Below are 14,452 nucleotides of genomic sequence, written 5' to 3'. Positions count from 1 at the left end.
TATCGGCCTTGATCCAGTGGACGCCGAGATCGGCCCAATACTGACCGGAAGCCGGAACCCAAGGAGCCTGGGCGGGCGTCGGTGCGAGCAGACGGTAGGTGTTGCGACCGTCCTTGGGCTTGATGGTCTTGCCGGAGCCGCCAGAATACTTGTTCTTTGCGCCGGAGACCATCTTCTTCAGTTCAGGGCTAAGTGCCATGTGACTTTATTCCTTCGTGCTTTGTGCTTTGGACTTTAGTGCTTTCGACTTGCTGCCTAGCTATCTAGCTATTTAGCTAACTACTTATAGCGAAACGTCGATGGGATCGCTTAAGTCCCGTGACTAATCAGGCTGCCTTGCGGGCAGGGCGGATCAGTCCCGAATTCTTCCAGTTGTTCGACAGTTCGGCCGCATCAGCGGCTTCGAGGCGGGCGGTTTCGGCGGCCGTTGCTGCCTTGGCTGCGCGCCGTTCGGCCTTGTCGGCCTTCGCCTTGTGCAGAGTTTCGAGGGTATCGAGGTCACGGACGACCTTGCTCTGACGAGACACCACGCGGTCGATGGTCAGTTCGAGACCAACGAGCTTGCGGAGATATGCAATGATTGCTTCCATGAGGATCTTCCTTTGAAGGGCGTCACACTAAGTAAGTGCTTACTTACTTTATAGCGTAAATGACGACGGATTGCACTTAATTTGCAGAATTTTCTGCGGTCTGAGCGGCCTTGCGAGCCAGGCGGTTGAGCACCTGATCGCGCGAAGCGTCAGCCGCATCTTCACGGGCAGTCTTGGCCTGGATCGACAGTTCGCCCTTCATCTCCTCACGCTGGATGAGGCCGAGCTGGACGAGCATGTCACGGCGATGACGGAAGCTTTCGACGGCCGTCTTACCGATGGCTTCGACGCGCTTCGCCTCGTTCAGCGACTTCTTCATGGAGATGACGCGGGGATGGCGAGCGATCTTGGTTGCGATCCCACCTTCCGTGACCTTCTCGCCGGCCGAAGCCGCTTCGTCGCGAACGATCTGCGACACGGCAGCTTCCGTGTTTTCGAGCAGCATCTTGACCACATCGACCTGCTTTGCCGCGTCAGCCGCAAGCACGCCGTAATGCGAGAACATGGACGCCTGGGTAATCATGGCGTCGGTCAGGTTATGCGGGGAATAGGCAAGGTCGCGCTTCAACTGAGCGGCATCGATGAAGTCGCGGACCTGGTAGCCCATCGTCTCCTTTGCAGCGTCTGCGGTGGTCGGGGTCGTCATTCTGGTTTCCTCTGCTTGAGATACGTAAATTATAGCGAAGGGGTGATCGGAGTGCGTCGATTAGAACGCGCCGTAGGTCGCGTTACCCTCGTAGAGCTTCTCCCGCTCCTCGGCTTCCTTGAGCTGCTCTTCCAGCTTGCGCTTGTGATCCAGCATGTCGCGGGCGAGCTGGTCAGCCTTTGCCTTCTTCTCCATTCGGCGCACATGCGCTTCCTGCAGATCCATCTCAGGCGCTTTAATGCCGAGGGTGCTGAGGTGATTGATCTTCTGCCATTCCAGGATGGCGTCTTCGCGCTCGCTCTCTTCCATGTCGTTCCACTCCTCAGCATCATACTGGTGAAGGATGAGCCCGCTCGGCGACCACGGGACGCGCCGATCGCGGGCCATCCAGGTCGCGGTTCTTGCGTCCTCGAAAACCATTGTGTTCGTGAAGGCCTTGCCGTCCCACCAGCCGAGGGCAGGCGGTGGCGCCGCGGCTGCTGCGAGCTTGGCTTTCTCCTCTTCCTTCGCCCGGATCTCGGCCTGGCGCTTGAGGTAGGCACTGTCACCTTCGGTGAACCAGTCCTTGAATCGCTCATACAGCGTCTTGGGCTTTTCAGGCGCCGACACGATCTTGACGGCCATCTGAGGCGCCAGGATCTTCTTGCCAGGATCCCACATCATGCGAGACAATCCGCAACTGCGGCGAACACGTCGTTCATGTTCTGCTGCTTGTCCGGGTCGTGGTAGATTTCGCCCGGCGAGAAGCCGACGACCAGATTGGCGTCATACTTCTTGGAGTAGATCACCGTGCCGGCCTGGTCGGATGCCTTGCCCTTGAAGTCCGGAAGGAAGTGCCTGGTCGTGGTCGAGCCCATCAGAACGATGATCGGCGGATTGAGCAGCTCGATCTCCCGTTCCAGGTAGGGCGCATACATGGCGATCTCGTCAGGCGTGACCTGCTTGCCGCGCTTCGGGCGCTTGATGAGGGCCGTCCAGTAGGCGTTCGACCTATCGAGCGAAGCGGACTCGATCGCTTCCACGACCGCGTTGTTCGACATCGAGAAGCCCATGACGCCGCCCGTATCCTCTTCGTTGCCCGGGGCATCGGAGATAATCATGAAGTCGGCGCTCTTGCCGAAGAACGGCTTGACCGGATAGCCATCGATGCCGGCACCGGAAGTCGGACCATGCGCTGCGCGGTATTCATCGACCAGCTCGCCGAGATAGACCTTCGTATCCTTGTCCTTGTTCAGCTCGTGACCGATCGGAACGTGGCTCGCGATCAGGCCAGGCAGAAGCTCGATCTGATCCTTAATGCGCGAGGGATCATTCGCCGGAACCTGTCCAGGCTCGATGCGCGAGAACGCACCAACGAGATCCAATGCATTCTGGACGCGGACATTGCAGACGCGCTTTTCGACGCGGGACAGGAAGTCGGCCTTGTTGATGAACGGGCCGGTCTTGCGCGCCTCGAGGATTGCGGTCGTCGCCTTCTCCGAGATGCCCTTGATGCGCTGCAACGGCATGACCAGACGGACAGGCGTTGCCATTTCGAAGCGGTCGGTCGAAATATTGATGTCGGGCATCGACACGTCGATACCAAGCTGGCGCGCGTCACGGATGATGCCGGTCAGCTTTTCTTCCTTCAGCATCGTCAGAGCGGCCGCGTAGAACTCGGCAGGATGATAGGTCTTCAGATACATCGCCTGATACGAGATCAGGGTGTATTCGACCGAGTGGCTCTTGTTGAAGCCGTAACCGGCGAAGCCTTCGATCTTGTCGAACAGCTCGCCTGCCCATTCCTCGGTGCAGGCGATCGTAGCGACGCAGCCATCGCAGAACTTCTTGCGCTCCTTCTTCATCTCCTCGGGCAGCTTCTTGCCCATGATCTTGCGGAGCTTGTCAGCGGCAGCGCCTGAATAGCCGGCGATCACCTGGGAGATCTTCATGACCTGTTCCTGGTAGACGATGACGCCGAAGGTTTCTTCGAGCACCGGCTCCATGATCGGGTGGTCGTATTCGATCGGCTCGTGACCCTGCTTGCGCAGATAGAAGCTGTCCATCATGCCTGACTCCATCGGGCCAGGACGGTAGAGAGCGGTCGCGGCCGTGATGTCCTCGAACGTGATCGAGCCCGACCAGCCGAGTTCCTTCAGGAGCCGGCGCATACCTCCGGACTCGAACTGGAAGACAGCCGTCGTGTTCGCCTTGGCGAAGTTGGCAAGCACCTTCTCGTCATCGAGCGGAATGCGGTTGAGATCGAGGCGCTTGCCCGAGTTCTCGCGCACGTAGTCCGTCGTCAGCTTGATCAGGTCGAGCGTGGTGAGGCCCAAGATATCCATCTTGACCAGCCCCTGATCCTCGACGATGCGCTTGTCCCAGCAGACGACAGATCCTTCCTTGCCGCGCGTGATGACGGCGCGCTCCACCAGATCGCACCCACCGACGACAATGCCGGCCGCGTGCTGGCCGAAGTTGCGGATGGTGCCTTCGAGGCGCTCCATGATCGGCCAATGCACCGGATAGTTACAAGCGAAGTCATCGATCTCAGGCACGGCCTTGCGGCTGTCCGGCAGCGAGACGTTCTGACCGTGAAGCTTCGGCACGAACTTCGAGACGGAATAGTCCTTCTCGGGAATATTAGTGACGCGGCCGACATCGCGGATGGTGGATGCAGAGGCAAGCGTGCCGAAGTTGGCGACACCTGCCACGCGATCCTTGCCATACTTCTTGGTCAGATACTCGACGACCTCGTGACGGCGCTCGGACATGAAGTCCAAGTCGGCGTCGGGCAAGTCGATACGTTCAGGATTGATGAAGCGTTCGAACAGCAGCCCGAAGCGGATCGGATCGCAGTCAGTGATGCCCATCAGATAAGCGACCAGGGATCCGCCCACGGAACCACGACCAGGACCGACGAGAATGCCATTACTCTTGGCGAACTGGACGGTATCCTGCACGAGCAGGAAGTAGCCCGAGAAGTTCAGACGCTTGAGGGTTTCAAGCTCGTAGGCGAGGCGGGGCTTGTAGACGTTGACGAGATCGGCTGCTTCGGGCTGGTGTCCGAAGACGGCTTCGCTAAAGCGCTCCTTCCAGCCCTTCTTGCACTCCTCCACGACCGACTGGAATTCGTTCGCCGACATAACCGGTAGTGAGACATCTGCCTTCTTCCATTCATATTCGACGGCATTGACCAGCTCAGCCGTATTGAGCAGTCCCTGCTTGAAGTGAGCCGCGGATCCAGTGGCGCCGCGCTTCTCAAGATGCGCGACCGCCTTCTTCATTTCACCGACGAGTTCGGCGTTGCCCATGACGTGCATGTCGCGATTGTGCCGCGACTTAAACCAGCCGTCCGTCACCTTGTTGTTGTCGGCGATCGCCGTCATGATCTCCTGGGTGTCGGCTTCGCCCTGCCCGTAGAAGGCCGGGCGCACGACGATCGGCTTCACCTTGTTGTTCAGCTTCATGTGATGCAGCGCCAGCTCGTTCAACCGACCGTAATAGGGCGTGTCAACGGGCAGCAGCGGGGCATAAACGCGATCCAGAGCGAAGGTGAGCGCCGACACGATGTCGCGGGCGTCCGGATGCTCCAGGACGCTGTGCGCGTCTCCTAAGACGATCGCGACATCGTTGCTGTCGAGCTTGGCGATCTCGTTGTAGAGATCCTCGAAGCCGAGCTTGGGCTCGTAATAGAAGCGGGTGTCGGAGTTGCCGAGCGAGAGCAGCCGGAAGATAGCCTTCATGCCGGCTTCCTTGAGCGCGTAGACGGTCAGGAAGTAGCCACGCGGCATATCCTTCTTCTTCTCGCCGTCACCCGGGCGCCAGGTCGGATTGTCAACCAAGCGCAGGCGCACACCGATAACAGGCTTCAGCTCCGCGGCCTTTGCCTTGTTCGTGAAGTCGATCATGCCGGTGATCGACATCGTGTCGGTCATCGCGACGGCTTTCGCGCCGGCATCGACGGCGTTCTTGATCAGAAACTTGGTCGTGAGGATGCTTTCGCCGACTGAGAAATCAGTCCGCGCTGCAAGGATCGAGTGCATGGTGCTTATCCCTTGAGAGCGATTACGCCGTCGGTGTTGGTGATCGCGCCGATATGTTCGAGCGCCTGAATAGCCATGCGGGCGTGGGCGTCAGCCGTTCCCTGCTGCCATTCGAGCTTCTTGACGAAGGCGGCCGCGAGGAGCTGGCGATCGAGCCGAGCATTTTTGAGGTGGATGAGAAGGTGTCCGACGATCTGCATGAAGCGCATCGACTGACCGAAGGGATTCTCGCCGCGCGAGAACTTGCCCTTAACGTCATAGTTTCCGCGGTCCAGGCGATCGATCAGATCCTGGGTCTTCTTGGGCAGGACGAGCGTGGCCGGATCCTTGGCAGCCTGGCGCTGAGCCTTCTCGGCTTCACGCTGCTGTTTGGTGTCGGAAAGCACCTGCTGCGTCGTCCTGATCCCGTAACGCTCACGCAGCGCCGTCTGTGCTTCCATATGCGCCGGCTCGCACGTCGCAGCGAACGGGCACGCACGGCAGACCGTATCGTCCTTCTTGAAGGCGACGGCAGAACCAAAGCAACCGGGTGAGAATTCAGGAATGGTCGTCATTGTCGTCCTACTGTGAAATCAGATGCCCGATCTGAGTGACTTCATCCATGATCTGCTTGCGCTCGACGCGGCTCGCACCCATGAAGTCAAACAGCATCGAGGACGTGATGCGCTGCGGCTGGGCGTAGGTGACGCCCTGCTGCTTTGCGAATGCGGCCTTGGCCTCAAGATCCTTCATCATGACCATCAGCTCGGGCGGATGATCCTTGAGGAACTTCAGGAACTGGCCGGCGCGCGGCGAGAGCCTGGTCAGCGCGTAGGCGAAACAATCTTCGCGCTGGTAGCGTTCGTCCTGGCGCTCCGACGTGTCAGCGACCATCTGTCCGATCTCGCTGCCCTGACCTTCTTCACCGAGATCGACCTGCGCATCGAGGGATGCGGCGACGGTCTCTTCGTGGAACCGCTCGAAGTTCTTCTCGATCCACCGGTTGATGTGCAGGCGCATACCGCTGTAGAGGAACGTCGAGAACGACGCGCCACCTTCGGCGCTGTAACGGTCGCAGGCGATGCACCAGGCGATCCAGAGTTCGCTTTTCACATCGTCGATGGTCTGGGACTTGGCCCCAAGCGCGTGAACGCGCTTGAGAACCTTGTATGCGAAGGACTCGACCTGTGCCTTGTCCAGCTTCGGATCACGCTTGATAGCCATTACGCTGCAGCTCCGAAGACGCGCTGCATGTATTCCTGGACGACCTTCTTATCGACACGCGACAGGCGGTTGGCGAAGGCAAGCTCCATGCCGAGCGTCCAGTTACCACCGTATGCAATGCCGAGCGACGCACAGCGGATCAGCTCACGCGGCGAGACCGTCATGGTGATCTTGCCGTCGCGGAACATCTTGCGGACTTCGTTCGCCATCTTGACGATCTTGCCTGCAGATGCGGCGTCAATGCCGGTCTTCGACTGCAGGATCGCGGTCTCGATCGACGCTGCCATGTATTCGACTTCTTCGGTGATCGCGAAGCGCGAATAGTTCGCGGCGTTCTGAACGAGCGTGCCTTGATAGAGGCCGGTCTCGTCGCCGATGCCGTTGGTGTTGCCGGTCGCGACGAAGCGGAAGTTTGGATGCGGCACGATCTTGCGGAAGTGCGGAGGAGCGTCCTTGATCAGAAGCGCCTGGCCTTCGAGAACCGGCTGATAGACGGCAGTCACGGACGGCATCGCGAAGTCGTATTCGTCGGCGCAGTAGACCCAACCGTTGATCATTGCGAGCGGCAACGGACCAAGCTGGTATTCGGTGACGGACGACTGCTTCTGAACCTTGACGATCGCGCCGTCGGGACCAATCTCTTCAACCTCGACCGGCTTCGACTTGACGGTCCACTGACCGAGAACGTCCGACTCCTGCATGTTGATCGTATGCTGGACACGAATGAACGGACGGCGCGTCTTGGCTGCGGCCTGCTGCAGGATCGTCGTCTTGCCAGTGCCGTGAAAGCCCCAGAGATACGTCGGCATGTTCAGCTCAAGGCCGATGATGACCTTCTTGAGCAGGTCGATGTTGAAGACGTAGCTCTTGTCCACTTCCGGCAGGTAGTCGGCCGACAGCTGGTCGTGACCATTTAGAACCTTGACCGGGATCGGCTGGCCCTTGGACGACATGGCCGCTTGCGCATTGCCGAGTTCGAACAGCTCGTGGAAGAACGCCGTCGAGACCGTGATCTTGTTGGCTGCCGGCGCTGCGACCGAAGTCGCCATGTTTGCCACAGGCGCGGCACCGGTCTGCTCGGCGACAGCGGCTGCGGCAGCAGCTTCTGCCTTTTTGCGGGCGATCAGATCGAGCGCGGTCTGGGAGAAAAGCGGTTCACCAGGAAACTCGGCCTGGTAGCGGGCGACGGTCCAATCGCTCTTGTGGTTCTTCTCGATGTGCGCCTGGATCGAGTGGACCCGAACGTTGTCGATGTGGCACGTGATCTTGTCGTCGGACGCAGTTGCAGCTGCGCCGGCTTCTGCTGCCTGGCTCATGACATTCCCTCTTTGTGAAAGAGCGCTTTCGCGTTGCGCTGTAAGTAATGAATTACTTATTTCTGAGTTGGGATGCAAGCGGGAATCATAAGCTCCCGCTTACTTTTTTTAGGCCGTCAGGATCTTCTTGATTTCCGTCATCACCTGGCCGGGGAGATCCTCGGCCTTATGGAGAACGGTATACTTGGGGTAGAAGCGCTTCACGCTGTCATCCTTGATACCAATACCGACGCATTCGATACCCATCTTGCCGAGCTGCTGCACGACATAGGACAGGTGAGGGCCGGCCTTGTGAGAGCCGGCAGGCTGGCCGTCGGACAGAACCAGCATGACCTTGCGCTTCTCCGTGCGCTTCAGCAGACGCTCCGCGCAGTATTCCAGGGACTCGCCGTCGACGTTGCCGGCCAGACCAGGCTGAGCCTCGCGCATATACGCAAAGCGCGCCTTGACGGTCGCGGTGATGCGCTCCTCGAAGGTCTTGTAGATCGGCAGAACCAGAGGTCCGGTGCGATCCCAATTGATCCGGGACTTCTTGGCGTCATCGGCAAGCGCCTGGCGCAGGGACTCGGGCATTCCAAACCAGCCGCCCGTCGTGAAGCCGATCACCTCATGGGCGATCTTCACGCGGTCGAGCGTGGTGCAGAGTGCGTAGCCGGCAACCATCGCCAGCGACATCTTCTCGCCGCCCATCGAGCCGGAGTTGTCGATGACCACGGACACAGCCGTATCCTTCGACACATGCTCCTGCTTCTGCGTGAACACGCGGGGATCACCCTGCGGAACACGGAACAGCGACGGCGCATGAAGCCGACCGTTGCGATGACCAGGCGTGCGGATAACGTGGGACTGAGACGCCATCATGCGCTCGATGTCCTTCTGCATCTTCGAGGTCATCTGCCGGACATCATCTTCCAGCTTCGGAACCCAATGCTTCTTCATTTCAGAAGGAAGCTGCACAGGTTCGATGCGGTCCATCTCGCGCGTGAAGACCAGATACTGCTTCGGATCCATCGCAAGCACGGCCTCTTCCGAGATCTTGATTGCGATCTGCGAGGCCATATCCACGTCCTCGAAGTCACCGTCCTCGTAGTCGAACAGGGACTTGGACATGCCGTTGCCGACACCGCCTCCTCCTCCCTGCGTCTCCTGGTCGGAGCCTTCGTCAGGATCACCCACTCCACCACCGTCAGCGCCGGCAGTGATGATCTCGCTCACCTCGTTGCGGCGCTCGTCGTCGTCGTCATCGTCGGGATAACCGTCGCCGTCGTCACTGTCTTCGTCCTCATCGTCGCCGGAGTCGCGTCCAACACCACCTACACCAACCGCGGCTTCGCCTTCGTCATCTTCGTCGGGCTCACCATCGTCTTCGCCTGCTTCATCCGACGCACCCGCAGCTGCGCCAGCAGCGTCATCCGTCTCGTCGCCGTCGCCCACGTCGCCGTCAGGATCAGCCGCATCGTCATCGTCGCCGGCGTCGTCACCATCGGTGTCTTCGCCATCATCGCCAGCGTCGTCGCCGGAATCCGCTTCATCCTCGTCGCCTTCCTCGTCCTCATCGGGCTCGGGAGCGGCCGTCTGTTCCTTCTTGTCGTATTCGGGCTTCTTGCCCTTATCTTCCTGCTCCTCGGCTTCAGCATCGCCGTCACCTTCGCCCTTATCGTCCTCATCCTTCTTCTCGCCCTTGCCATCATCGCCGGGCTTCTTCTCCTTGTGATCGCGCTCGCCGTCGCCATCACCTTCGTCAGCCTCCTTCTCGGGCTTGTCCTTGGACTTGCCCTTGTCCTTCTTCTCCTCTTCCTTCTTTTTCTCCTCCTTCGGCTTTTCAGGCTTGGCAGGGGGAGGCGGCAGCACCTTGCCCATGATGATCGCATGAACCTCTTCAGCGATCGCCAGCGTCTCCTTGGTCGTAGAGCAAGTCTTGAGGGCGGCGAGGGTGGCCGGCTTCATGGTCTTGAGCAGCTCGGCGCAATACTTGTTGTCCCAATGCTTGCCGCGATCCATGAAGTCCTGGAACTCCTCGTGATCGCCGAGAGCACGCATCATCGGCACGACGAGATAGGAGAAGCGGTCGCGATCGGTCTTGGCCGTCTTGAGCGCTTCCTTGGTGATCTTCTCGATGAACCAGAGACGCATCGTTCCGATGTTGCGCGCCGAGCCGGGGAAGATCTTGCACATCTCCCGCTCCATCATCACGTCTTCGATGATGTTGTGGGTCTGCATGAAGGCGACCTTCTTCGGATCACGCAGATCCCGCTCGCTCATGCCGCCCTTGCCGCCGTAGTAATTCCAGTCGGTCACAAGAATGTGGCCGACCTCGTGGTCGATGAACCCGCCGATCGCCGAAAGGAATTCAGGCGATGCGTTGTCCGGAATGTTCGGGATATTGACCTCTTCGGGAATGCGCGTGCGCGGGTTGGTTCTCACATACGCCTGCGAGCCACGTTGCGTCACGACAAGACCCTTGCCGGCGAGCAGAGGAACGAGCTTTTGAACGACCTCGCGCAGTTCAATGATGTCGCGGTTCATGCGTCGCTAACTCCTTCGAATAAGTATTTGATTACTTATGTTTAATCTCAAAATGAACGGAGAACTACAGGCTTCGTCTGGAAGGGCAGAAGCGCCTTTGCGTCCCCGATCGCCGGAACAACGACGTGAATATTGCCGTGAATGGGATGCTTGCCCGAGTAGATCGTGCAGCCGTTCATGGCATCTTCCTGCCTCTCTTCGAGCTCCATCGCCAGCATGTAGGCAGATTCGTTGTCGATCGAGAGGTTGCGCAGGAAGGATGAGCTATCGGACATGGGCGATTTTCCTATCTGTGAGTTAAGTCAGCGATTACTTATACCGCTGAACAAAAAGAGGGCCTGCTATGGTTATAGCAGGCCATCCATTCATCCGCGTCAGATCGAGAGCGCGACGAACCTAGCTGAATAACTCAGCGAGCGCCTTTTCTCTTTCTGGTGTGAGTGTGGGTGTGTTCTCGCCGGAAGCGTCACGAATGATCCGGAGTATCTTCTTCTCCGCGGACGAGGTGCCAGCTTCGATGATCTCCGTCAGCATTCTAACAGCCTGGTCGTCGTAGAACTGGGTAAGGGCGATCTTGAACAGATCCAAGGGATCGATGTCCAAAGCCTTTGCCATAGCAGGCACGCGGTCCAGAGCGAGCTTGACATGGCCCAATTTGAGCATGGTGATCATGTTCTGGTTCTTATAACCGACGGCCTCGGCGATCTCTTTTTGAGATTTGGAGGACTCCATCAGCTTCTTAAAAATGTAGTTCGAAAATCTGCTTGGTGTTCCGGCTTGCGTGGCCATTTTTATATTGTCCCCTGGTATGCGGCTATGCGCTTCGTTGCGTTTCTCGCTCTGACACTTTGATTTATAGCGTCGAACGCATGGGAAGGTATGAAAACTCTTAGACCACACAAAGAAAATAAGTCAACGATTACTTATTTTCTGGACTCTTCCAGCCACGTTCATTATTGGGCAGTTTCTCTGAAAGCGCCTGTGGTCGCTTAGTTCCATAATTTACCTTATGCGACTTAAAGTGGCGAAACAAAGGCTTATTCAATTACAAGTGGAGTAAATTGTGGGTCTTGGCAAATCAGTAGAATCGGGACATCACTAGCGAACGTGATTTGCATGAGTCGAGGTCAGCATGGGTATCCAATCTACTATCTCCCCTGCCGCAAAATATCGCGACAAGAAGGAGTCCCGGGGTGAAAAGCAAGTTCTCCTGTGGATGGAAGGAAAACTCACCGAGCGGCTCGACGCTCTAATTAAATCCGGCGCGTATCGCAATCGGTCTGAGGCCGTCGCGGCTGCCATTCACATGTTTATCGAGGGAAACCAACAAAGGGCTTAAAAGCAAAAGACCCCAGGACTGCAATCCCAGGGTCTTTAATGCGGTGATTCAACAGATCCGTCGGGATACGTGAAGCCAGTTAGCAAGGCCATTTATCTCGAATCACCGCTGATTTGTCAACACTTCATTAGAAGTGGACGGCGAAGCTTTGCCCGGAATTCGGGGTTAAAATGCCAAGCGCACAGTCGTCCGGCTGGCGTGGTCTTAATCCAACGCTTCCTGCGTGGATCGAGCCACAAATAGCGGACAAGAAAGACTTATTCGAAGCCTCTCATATAGCCGCGAGAGTGCTTCATCTTCCATCGAGCGCCAGGTTTATCCTGGATCAGCTCGTCGGCTGCTACCGCGGTGAACTGGTCGAGGGTCGAATCCTTGTCTGGCCGTCCAACGAATTCCTTTGTGAGCGCACAGGAATTCCTGAGCGGTCTATTCGCTACGCGCTTTCCCGCCTGATCGAGGAAGGTGTGATCACGTCGAAGGATTCGCCGAACGGCAAGCGGTTCGCCCAGAGGTCTGCCCAAGGACAAATCGTGCGAGCCTACGGCTTCGACCTTTCTCCCCTCCTCGGCCGGCTCGATGAGTTCCGCGATCGCCTTGCCGCGATCAAAGAAGTCGAGCGCGAACGGTCACTGGCTTTCGATGAGCTGACGATCAACCGCAGAGCGGCCCAGGAAGCGCTCAGGACGCTTGCAGAGGTCTATCCCGAAGAAGATATCACCGAACTGACGGCGCGCGCCCTTGAGCTTGCACGAGTCACGCCGCGCCGGTCGGCAGCGGGATCGGCCGACAACGCCCGCGATGCCTGGAAGGCAATCAGGCAAGAGGCAGAAGCAAGGTATTATGCCGCCTCTGCCGGCAATTCTTGCCGTCACAAAGACAACAACAAATATGCCCCTGACCAGTCTTGTAACAACGGCTCTGAAAATGTGAGGGCGGAAGCGCCGAAACCGGTCGCCAACGTGGAAGACCTGGTGAGGGCTTGCCCGGATGCAATGGAGTTTATTGGAGAGGTGCGCAGCGACCGCGACCTGATAATGGCCGTGTCGCGCCAGCGGGGCACATATGGCGTGTCGCCGTCGGCCTGGGAGGAGGCTACCCGCGAAATTGGGCTGCTGGGCGCGTCGGCTACTCTGGTTTATGTGCTGCAAATGCAGATCAGGCCGGCGCCGGGGTCAAAACCTATCAAGAACGTCGGAGGGTATTTCCGCGTGATGGTTCGGCTGATCCGAAATAAAGAGGTGGACCTCGCGAACGAGATCCACCGATTGCTTAGGAGATAATTATGCGGCTTCCTTGGACTCGATCTCGCCGTCCTTGTCGTCGCGGAAGCGAATGGCCCGGTTGTGACGCAGCGAGCCGTCCGGCGTCACTTCCATGAACTCGACCTCGAGGATGCGGCCGACAAGCTTCGGCGTGTAGCCGGGGTTCGGCGTATAGTCGAACCGCTTCTTGTTGTTCTCGACCTTGGTGACTTCGAGCGTGCCGTTCTTCAGGTCTTCCTGCCACAGCTCCCAAAGCTCGTCGCGTTCGGTGCGCTTGTATCCACCACCGACGTTGACCGGGACTTCGCCGTGCAGCACCTGGATCCCGCCGAGGGTGTTTTCCAACTCCGTGTGCAGCTCACCGGGATAGGCGCCAGTGATGCGCAGGTCGATCGTCTCCTCGGCCTTCATCTTCATCCAGGCGTAGGACTTCTTCTTGTCATACTTGGCTTCGGGATCCTTGATGACAGCGCCTTCGAGGATCTTCGGTTCGCCGGTCGCGCGGTCGATCGTGACCTTGAGCAGCTCAGCCTCGCGCTCGGCATTGCCGCGGGCAAGATACTTGGCGAGCGTCATCGAGCGGGCGCGCTCAAAGAATGCCTGGGCTTCGGCGTCGTTGTTGATGAAAACCTGCGGCACGATCTGGATCGCATCGGCGTTGGCAGAGCCGGCCAGCGCCTTCTTGGCGTGCTGCACGAACTCGGCAAGCGCCTTGCGACGGACTTCGAGGATCGGACCAACAGAGCCGACGGCATCGAAGTCGTCGTAGCCGAGGAAGTCGTAGAGGTGCAGCTCGGAGCCGATCGCGTCGGCTTCCTTACGACGGAACGCGCCGGTGTCCTCGAACAGACCCATCATCGCTTCGCCGTCGAGCATGAAGTTCAGCACTTCCTCGCCGTCGCGCCGCAGGAACGCCTTCAGCTCGGGACTGGCCGCTGACACCGCATAGAACGCCGCCTGCATGACGATCGGCACGAGGAAGTCGAGCGCCGGCACACGCTTGCCCGAGCGCGTGAAGAACCCGCCGTTGTTGTCCTTGCAGAGGAACGTATTGCGCTGGCCGTCGAGCTTGAACTCGCCCTTATAGACCTTGCCCGGCTTCAGGCGCTTGGCTTCATACGGATGAGCGCGCTGGACCGAGAAGACCGGGACCAGGCCAGGCATCGCCTGGTTGATCGTATTCTCGGCGATCCCGCACTTGAGATCCTTCGACAGGATGAGGAACAGCAGGCGCTGACCATCTTCATTGAGCGCGCCCATGACTTCGCCGATCTCGCGCTCAGCAGCCATACCAGTCAGCTGGCGATTGGCGAGCTTCTTCAAGAGCGGTTCGACCAGGCTCTGCTTGAACTCGAAGCGGAACTTGCCGGCGTTCTCGGAAATGACGGGCGTAATGCCGTAGGTGATGAAGGGATTGTAGGCGTAGCTCAGAACGAACTTGCCGATGTCGGACTCGGCGAGCGTTTTCGTCAGACGCTCCTTCTCCGTTCGTGATGACGTGGCGCCGATGTCCTCGATCAGCCGTGCAACTGCGTATGCGTCCAT

The 14,452-nt window shown here is 58.6% G+C and carries 14 protein-coding genes; 2 read left to right on the top strand and 12 right to left on the bottom strand.

Annotated elements, in window-relative coordinates; genetic code table 11:
• From IB265_RS33475 to IB265_RS33425, 11 genes are all read right to left on the bottom strand, one after another.
• The coding region (locus IB265_RS33475) for a hypothetical protein (protein WP_192495971.1) at nt 1-199 on the bottom strand (199 nt) is incomplete at its 3' end.
• A 127-nt stretch (nt 200-326) separates the two neighbouring features.
• Nucleotides 327-590, bottom strand: a complete 264-nt coding sequence (locus tag IB265_RS33470) for a hypothetical protein (protein WP_192495970.1) — start codon at nt 588-590, stop codon at nt 327-329.
• Between the two features lie 76 nt (nt 591-666).
• Entirely contained in the window at nt 667-1,236 is a 570-nt protein-coding gene (locus tag IB265_RS33465; protein ID WP_192495969.1) for a hypothetical protein, read from the bottom strand.
• 60 nt (nt 1,237-1,296) lie between these two features.
• A complete protein-coding gene (locus tag IB265_RS33460; RefSeq protein ID WP_192495968.1) occupies nt 1,297-1,899 on the bottom strand; it encodes a hypothetical protein in 603 nt (200 codons plus the stop codon).
• On the bottom strand, nt 1,896-5,261 hold the full coding sequence (dnaE, locus tag IB265_RS33455) for a DNA polymerase III subunit alpha (protein ID WP_192495967.1): 3,366 nt from the start codon (nt 5,259-5,261) through the stop codon (nt 1,896-1,898). The genes IB265_RS33460 and dnaE overlap by 4 nt, the downstream gene beginning before the upstream one ends.
• 5 nt (nt 5,262-5,266) lie before the next feature.
• A complete protein-coding gene (locus tag IB265_RS33450) occupies nt 5,267-5,815 on the bottom strand; it encodes a hypothetical protein (RefSeq protein WP_192495966.1) in 549 nt (182 codons plus the stop codon).
• A 7-nt stretch (nt 5,816-5,822) separates the two neighbouring features.
• Nucleotides 5,823-6,464, bottom strand: a complete 642-nt coding sequence (locus IB265_RS33445) for a sigma factor (protein WP_192495965.1) — start codon at nt 6,462-6,464, stop codon at nt 5,823-5,825.
• A complete protein-coding gene (locus IB265_RS33440; RefSeq protein ID WP_192495964.1) occupies nt 6,464-7,780 on the bottom strand; it encodes an AAA family ATPase in 1,317 nt (438 codons plus the stop codon). Before IB265_RS33440 ends, IB265_RS33445 begins: the two co-directional genes overlap by 1 nt.
• A 108-nt stretch (nt 7,781-7,888) precedes the next feature.
• Nucleotides 7,889-10,306 (bottom strand): hypothetical protein, encoded by a 2,418-nt coding sequence (locus tag IB265_RS33435; protein WP_192495963.1) that lies wholly within the window; start codon nt 10,304-10,306, stop codon nt 7,889-7,891.
• Nucleotides 10,307-10,353: 47 nt separating this feature from the next.
• On the bottom strand, nt 10,354-10,581 hold the full coding sequence (locus IB265_RS33430; protein ID WP_192495962.1) for a hypothetical protein: 228 nt from the start codon (nt 10,579-10,581) through the stop codon (nt 10,354-10,356).
• A 121-nt stretch (nt 10,582-10,702) separates the two neighbouring features.
• Nucleotides 10,703-11,095, bottom strand: coding sequence for a helix-turn-helix transcriptional regulator (locus IB265_RS33425; RefSeq protein WP_192495961.1), 393 nt, complete (start codon nt 11,093-11,095; stop codon nt 10,703-10,705).
• A 343-nt stretch (nt 11,096-11,438) separates the two neighbouring features.
• On the opposite strand from IB265_RS33425, the gene IB265_RS33420 reads away from it, so the two are divergent.
• Together IB265_RS33420 and repC are read left to right on the top strand one after the other, a co-directional pair.
• On the top strand, nt 11,439-11,645 hold the full coding sequence (locus IB265_RS33420) for a CopG family ribbon-helix-helix protein (RefSeq protein WP_192495960.1): 207 nt from the start codon (nt 11,439-11,441) through the stop codon (nt 11,643-11,645).
• Nucleotides 11,646-11,815: 170 nt separating this feature from the next.
• Nucleotides 11,816-12,925, top strand: coding sequence for a plasmid replication protein RepC (gene repC, locus IB265_RS33415; RefSeq protein ID WP_192495959.1), 1,110 nt, complete (start codon nt 11,816-11,818; stop codon nt 12,923-12,925).
• Here repC and IB265_RS33410 read toward each other — a convergent pair whose 3' ends face one another.
• Nucleotides 12,926-14,452, bottom strand: a complete 1,527-nt coding sequence (locus IB265_RS33410; RefSeq protein WP_192495958.1) for an RNA ligase family protein — start codon at nt 14,450-14,452, stop codon at nt 12,926-12,928.

The sequence above is a fragment of the Ensifer sp. ENS10 genome (assembly GCF_014852025.1).
GTDB lineage: Bacteria > Pseudomonadota > Alphaproteobacteria > Rhizobiales > Rhizobiaceae > Ensifer.
Note: the sequence above shows the minus strand (reverse complement) of the source record. Positions and strands in the feature narration are given on the sequence as shown.

Excerpts from the sequence above, each read along its gene's own strand:
- IB265_RS33460 (WP_192495968.1), bottom strand. The coding sequence starts at position 1,899 with ATGATGTGGGATCCTGGCAAGAAGATCCTGGCGCCTCAGATGGCCGTC.
- dnaE (WP_192495967.1), bottom strand. The coding sequence starts at position 5,261 with ATGCACTCGATCCTTGCAGCGCGGACTGATTTCTCAGTCGGCGAAAGC.
- IB265_RS33465 (WP_192495969.1), bottom strand. The coding sequence starts at position 1,236 with ATGACGACCCCGACCACCGCAGACGCTGCAAAGGAGACGATGGGCTAC.
- IB265_RS33445 (WP_192495965.1), bottom strand. The coding sequence starts at position 6,464 with ATGGCTATCAAGCGTGATCCGAAGCTGGACAAGGCACAGGTCGAGTCC.
- IB265_RS33425 (WP_192495961.1), bottom strand. The coding sequence starts at position 11,095 with ATGGCCACGCAAGCCGGAACACCAAGCAGATTTTCGAACTACATTTTT.
- IB265_RS33435 (WP_192495963.1), bottom strand. The coding sequence starts at position 10,306 with ATGAACCGCGACATCATTGAACTGCGCGAGGTCGTTCAAAAGCTCGTT.
- IB265_RS33450 (WP_192495966.1), bottom strand. The coding sequence starts at position 5,815 with ATGACGACCATTCCTGAATTCTCACCCGGTTGCTTTGGTTCTGCCGTC.
- IB265_RS33410 (WP_192495958.1), bottom strand. The coding sequence starts at position 14,452 with ATGGACGCATACGCAGTTGCACGGCTGATCGAGGACATCGGCGCCACG.
- repC (WP_192495959.1), top strand. The coding sequence starts at position 11,816 with ATGCCAAGCGCACAGTCGTCCGGCTGGCGTGGTCTTAATCCAACGCTT.
- IB265_RS33430 (WP_192495962.1), bottom strand. The coding sequence starts at position 10,581 with ATGTCCGATAGCTCATCCTTCCTGCGCAACCTCTCGATCGACAACGAA.
- IB265_RS33440 (WP_192495964.1), bottom strand. The coding sequence starts at position 7,780 with ATGAGCCAGGCAGCAGAAGCCGGCGCAGCTGCAACTGCGTCCGACGAC.
- IB265_RS33470 (WP_192495970.1), bottom strand. The coding sequence starts at position 590 with ATGGAAGCAATCATTGCATATCTCCGCAAGCTCGTTGGTCTCGAACTG.
- IB265_RS33420 (WP_192495960.1), top strand. The coding sequence starts at position 11,439 with ATGGGTATCCAATCTACTATCTCCCCTGCCGCAAAATATCGCGACAAG.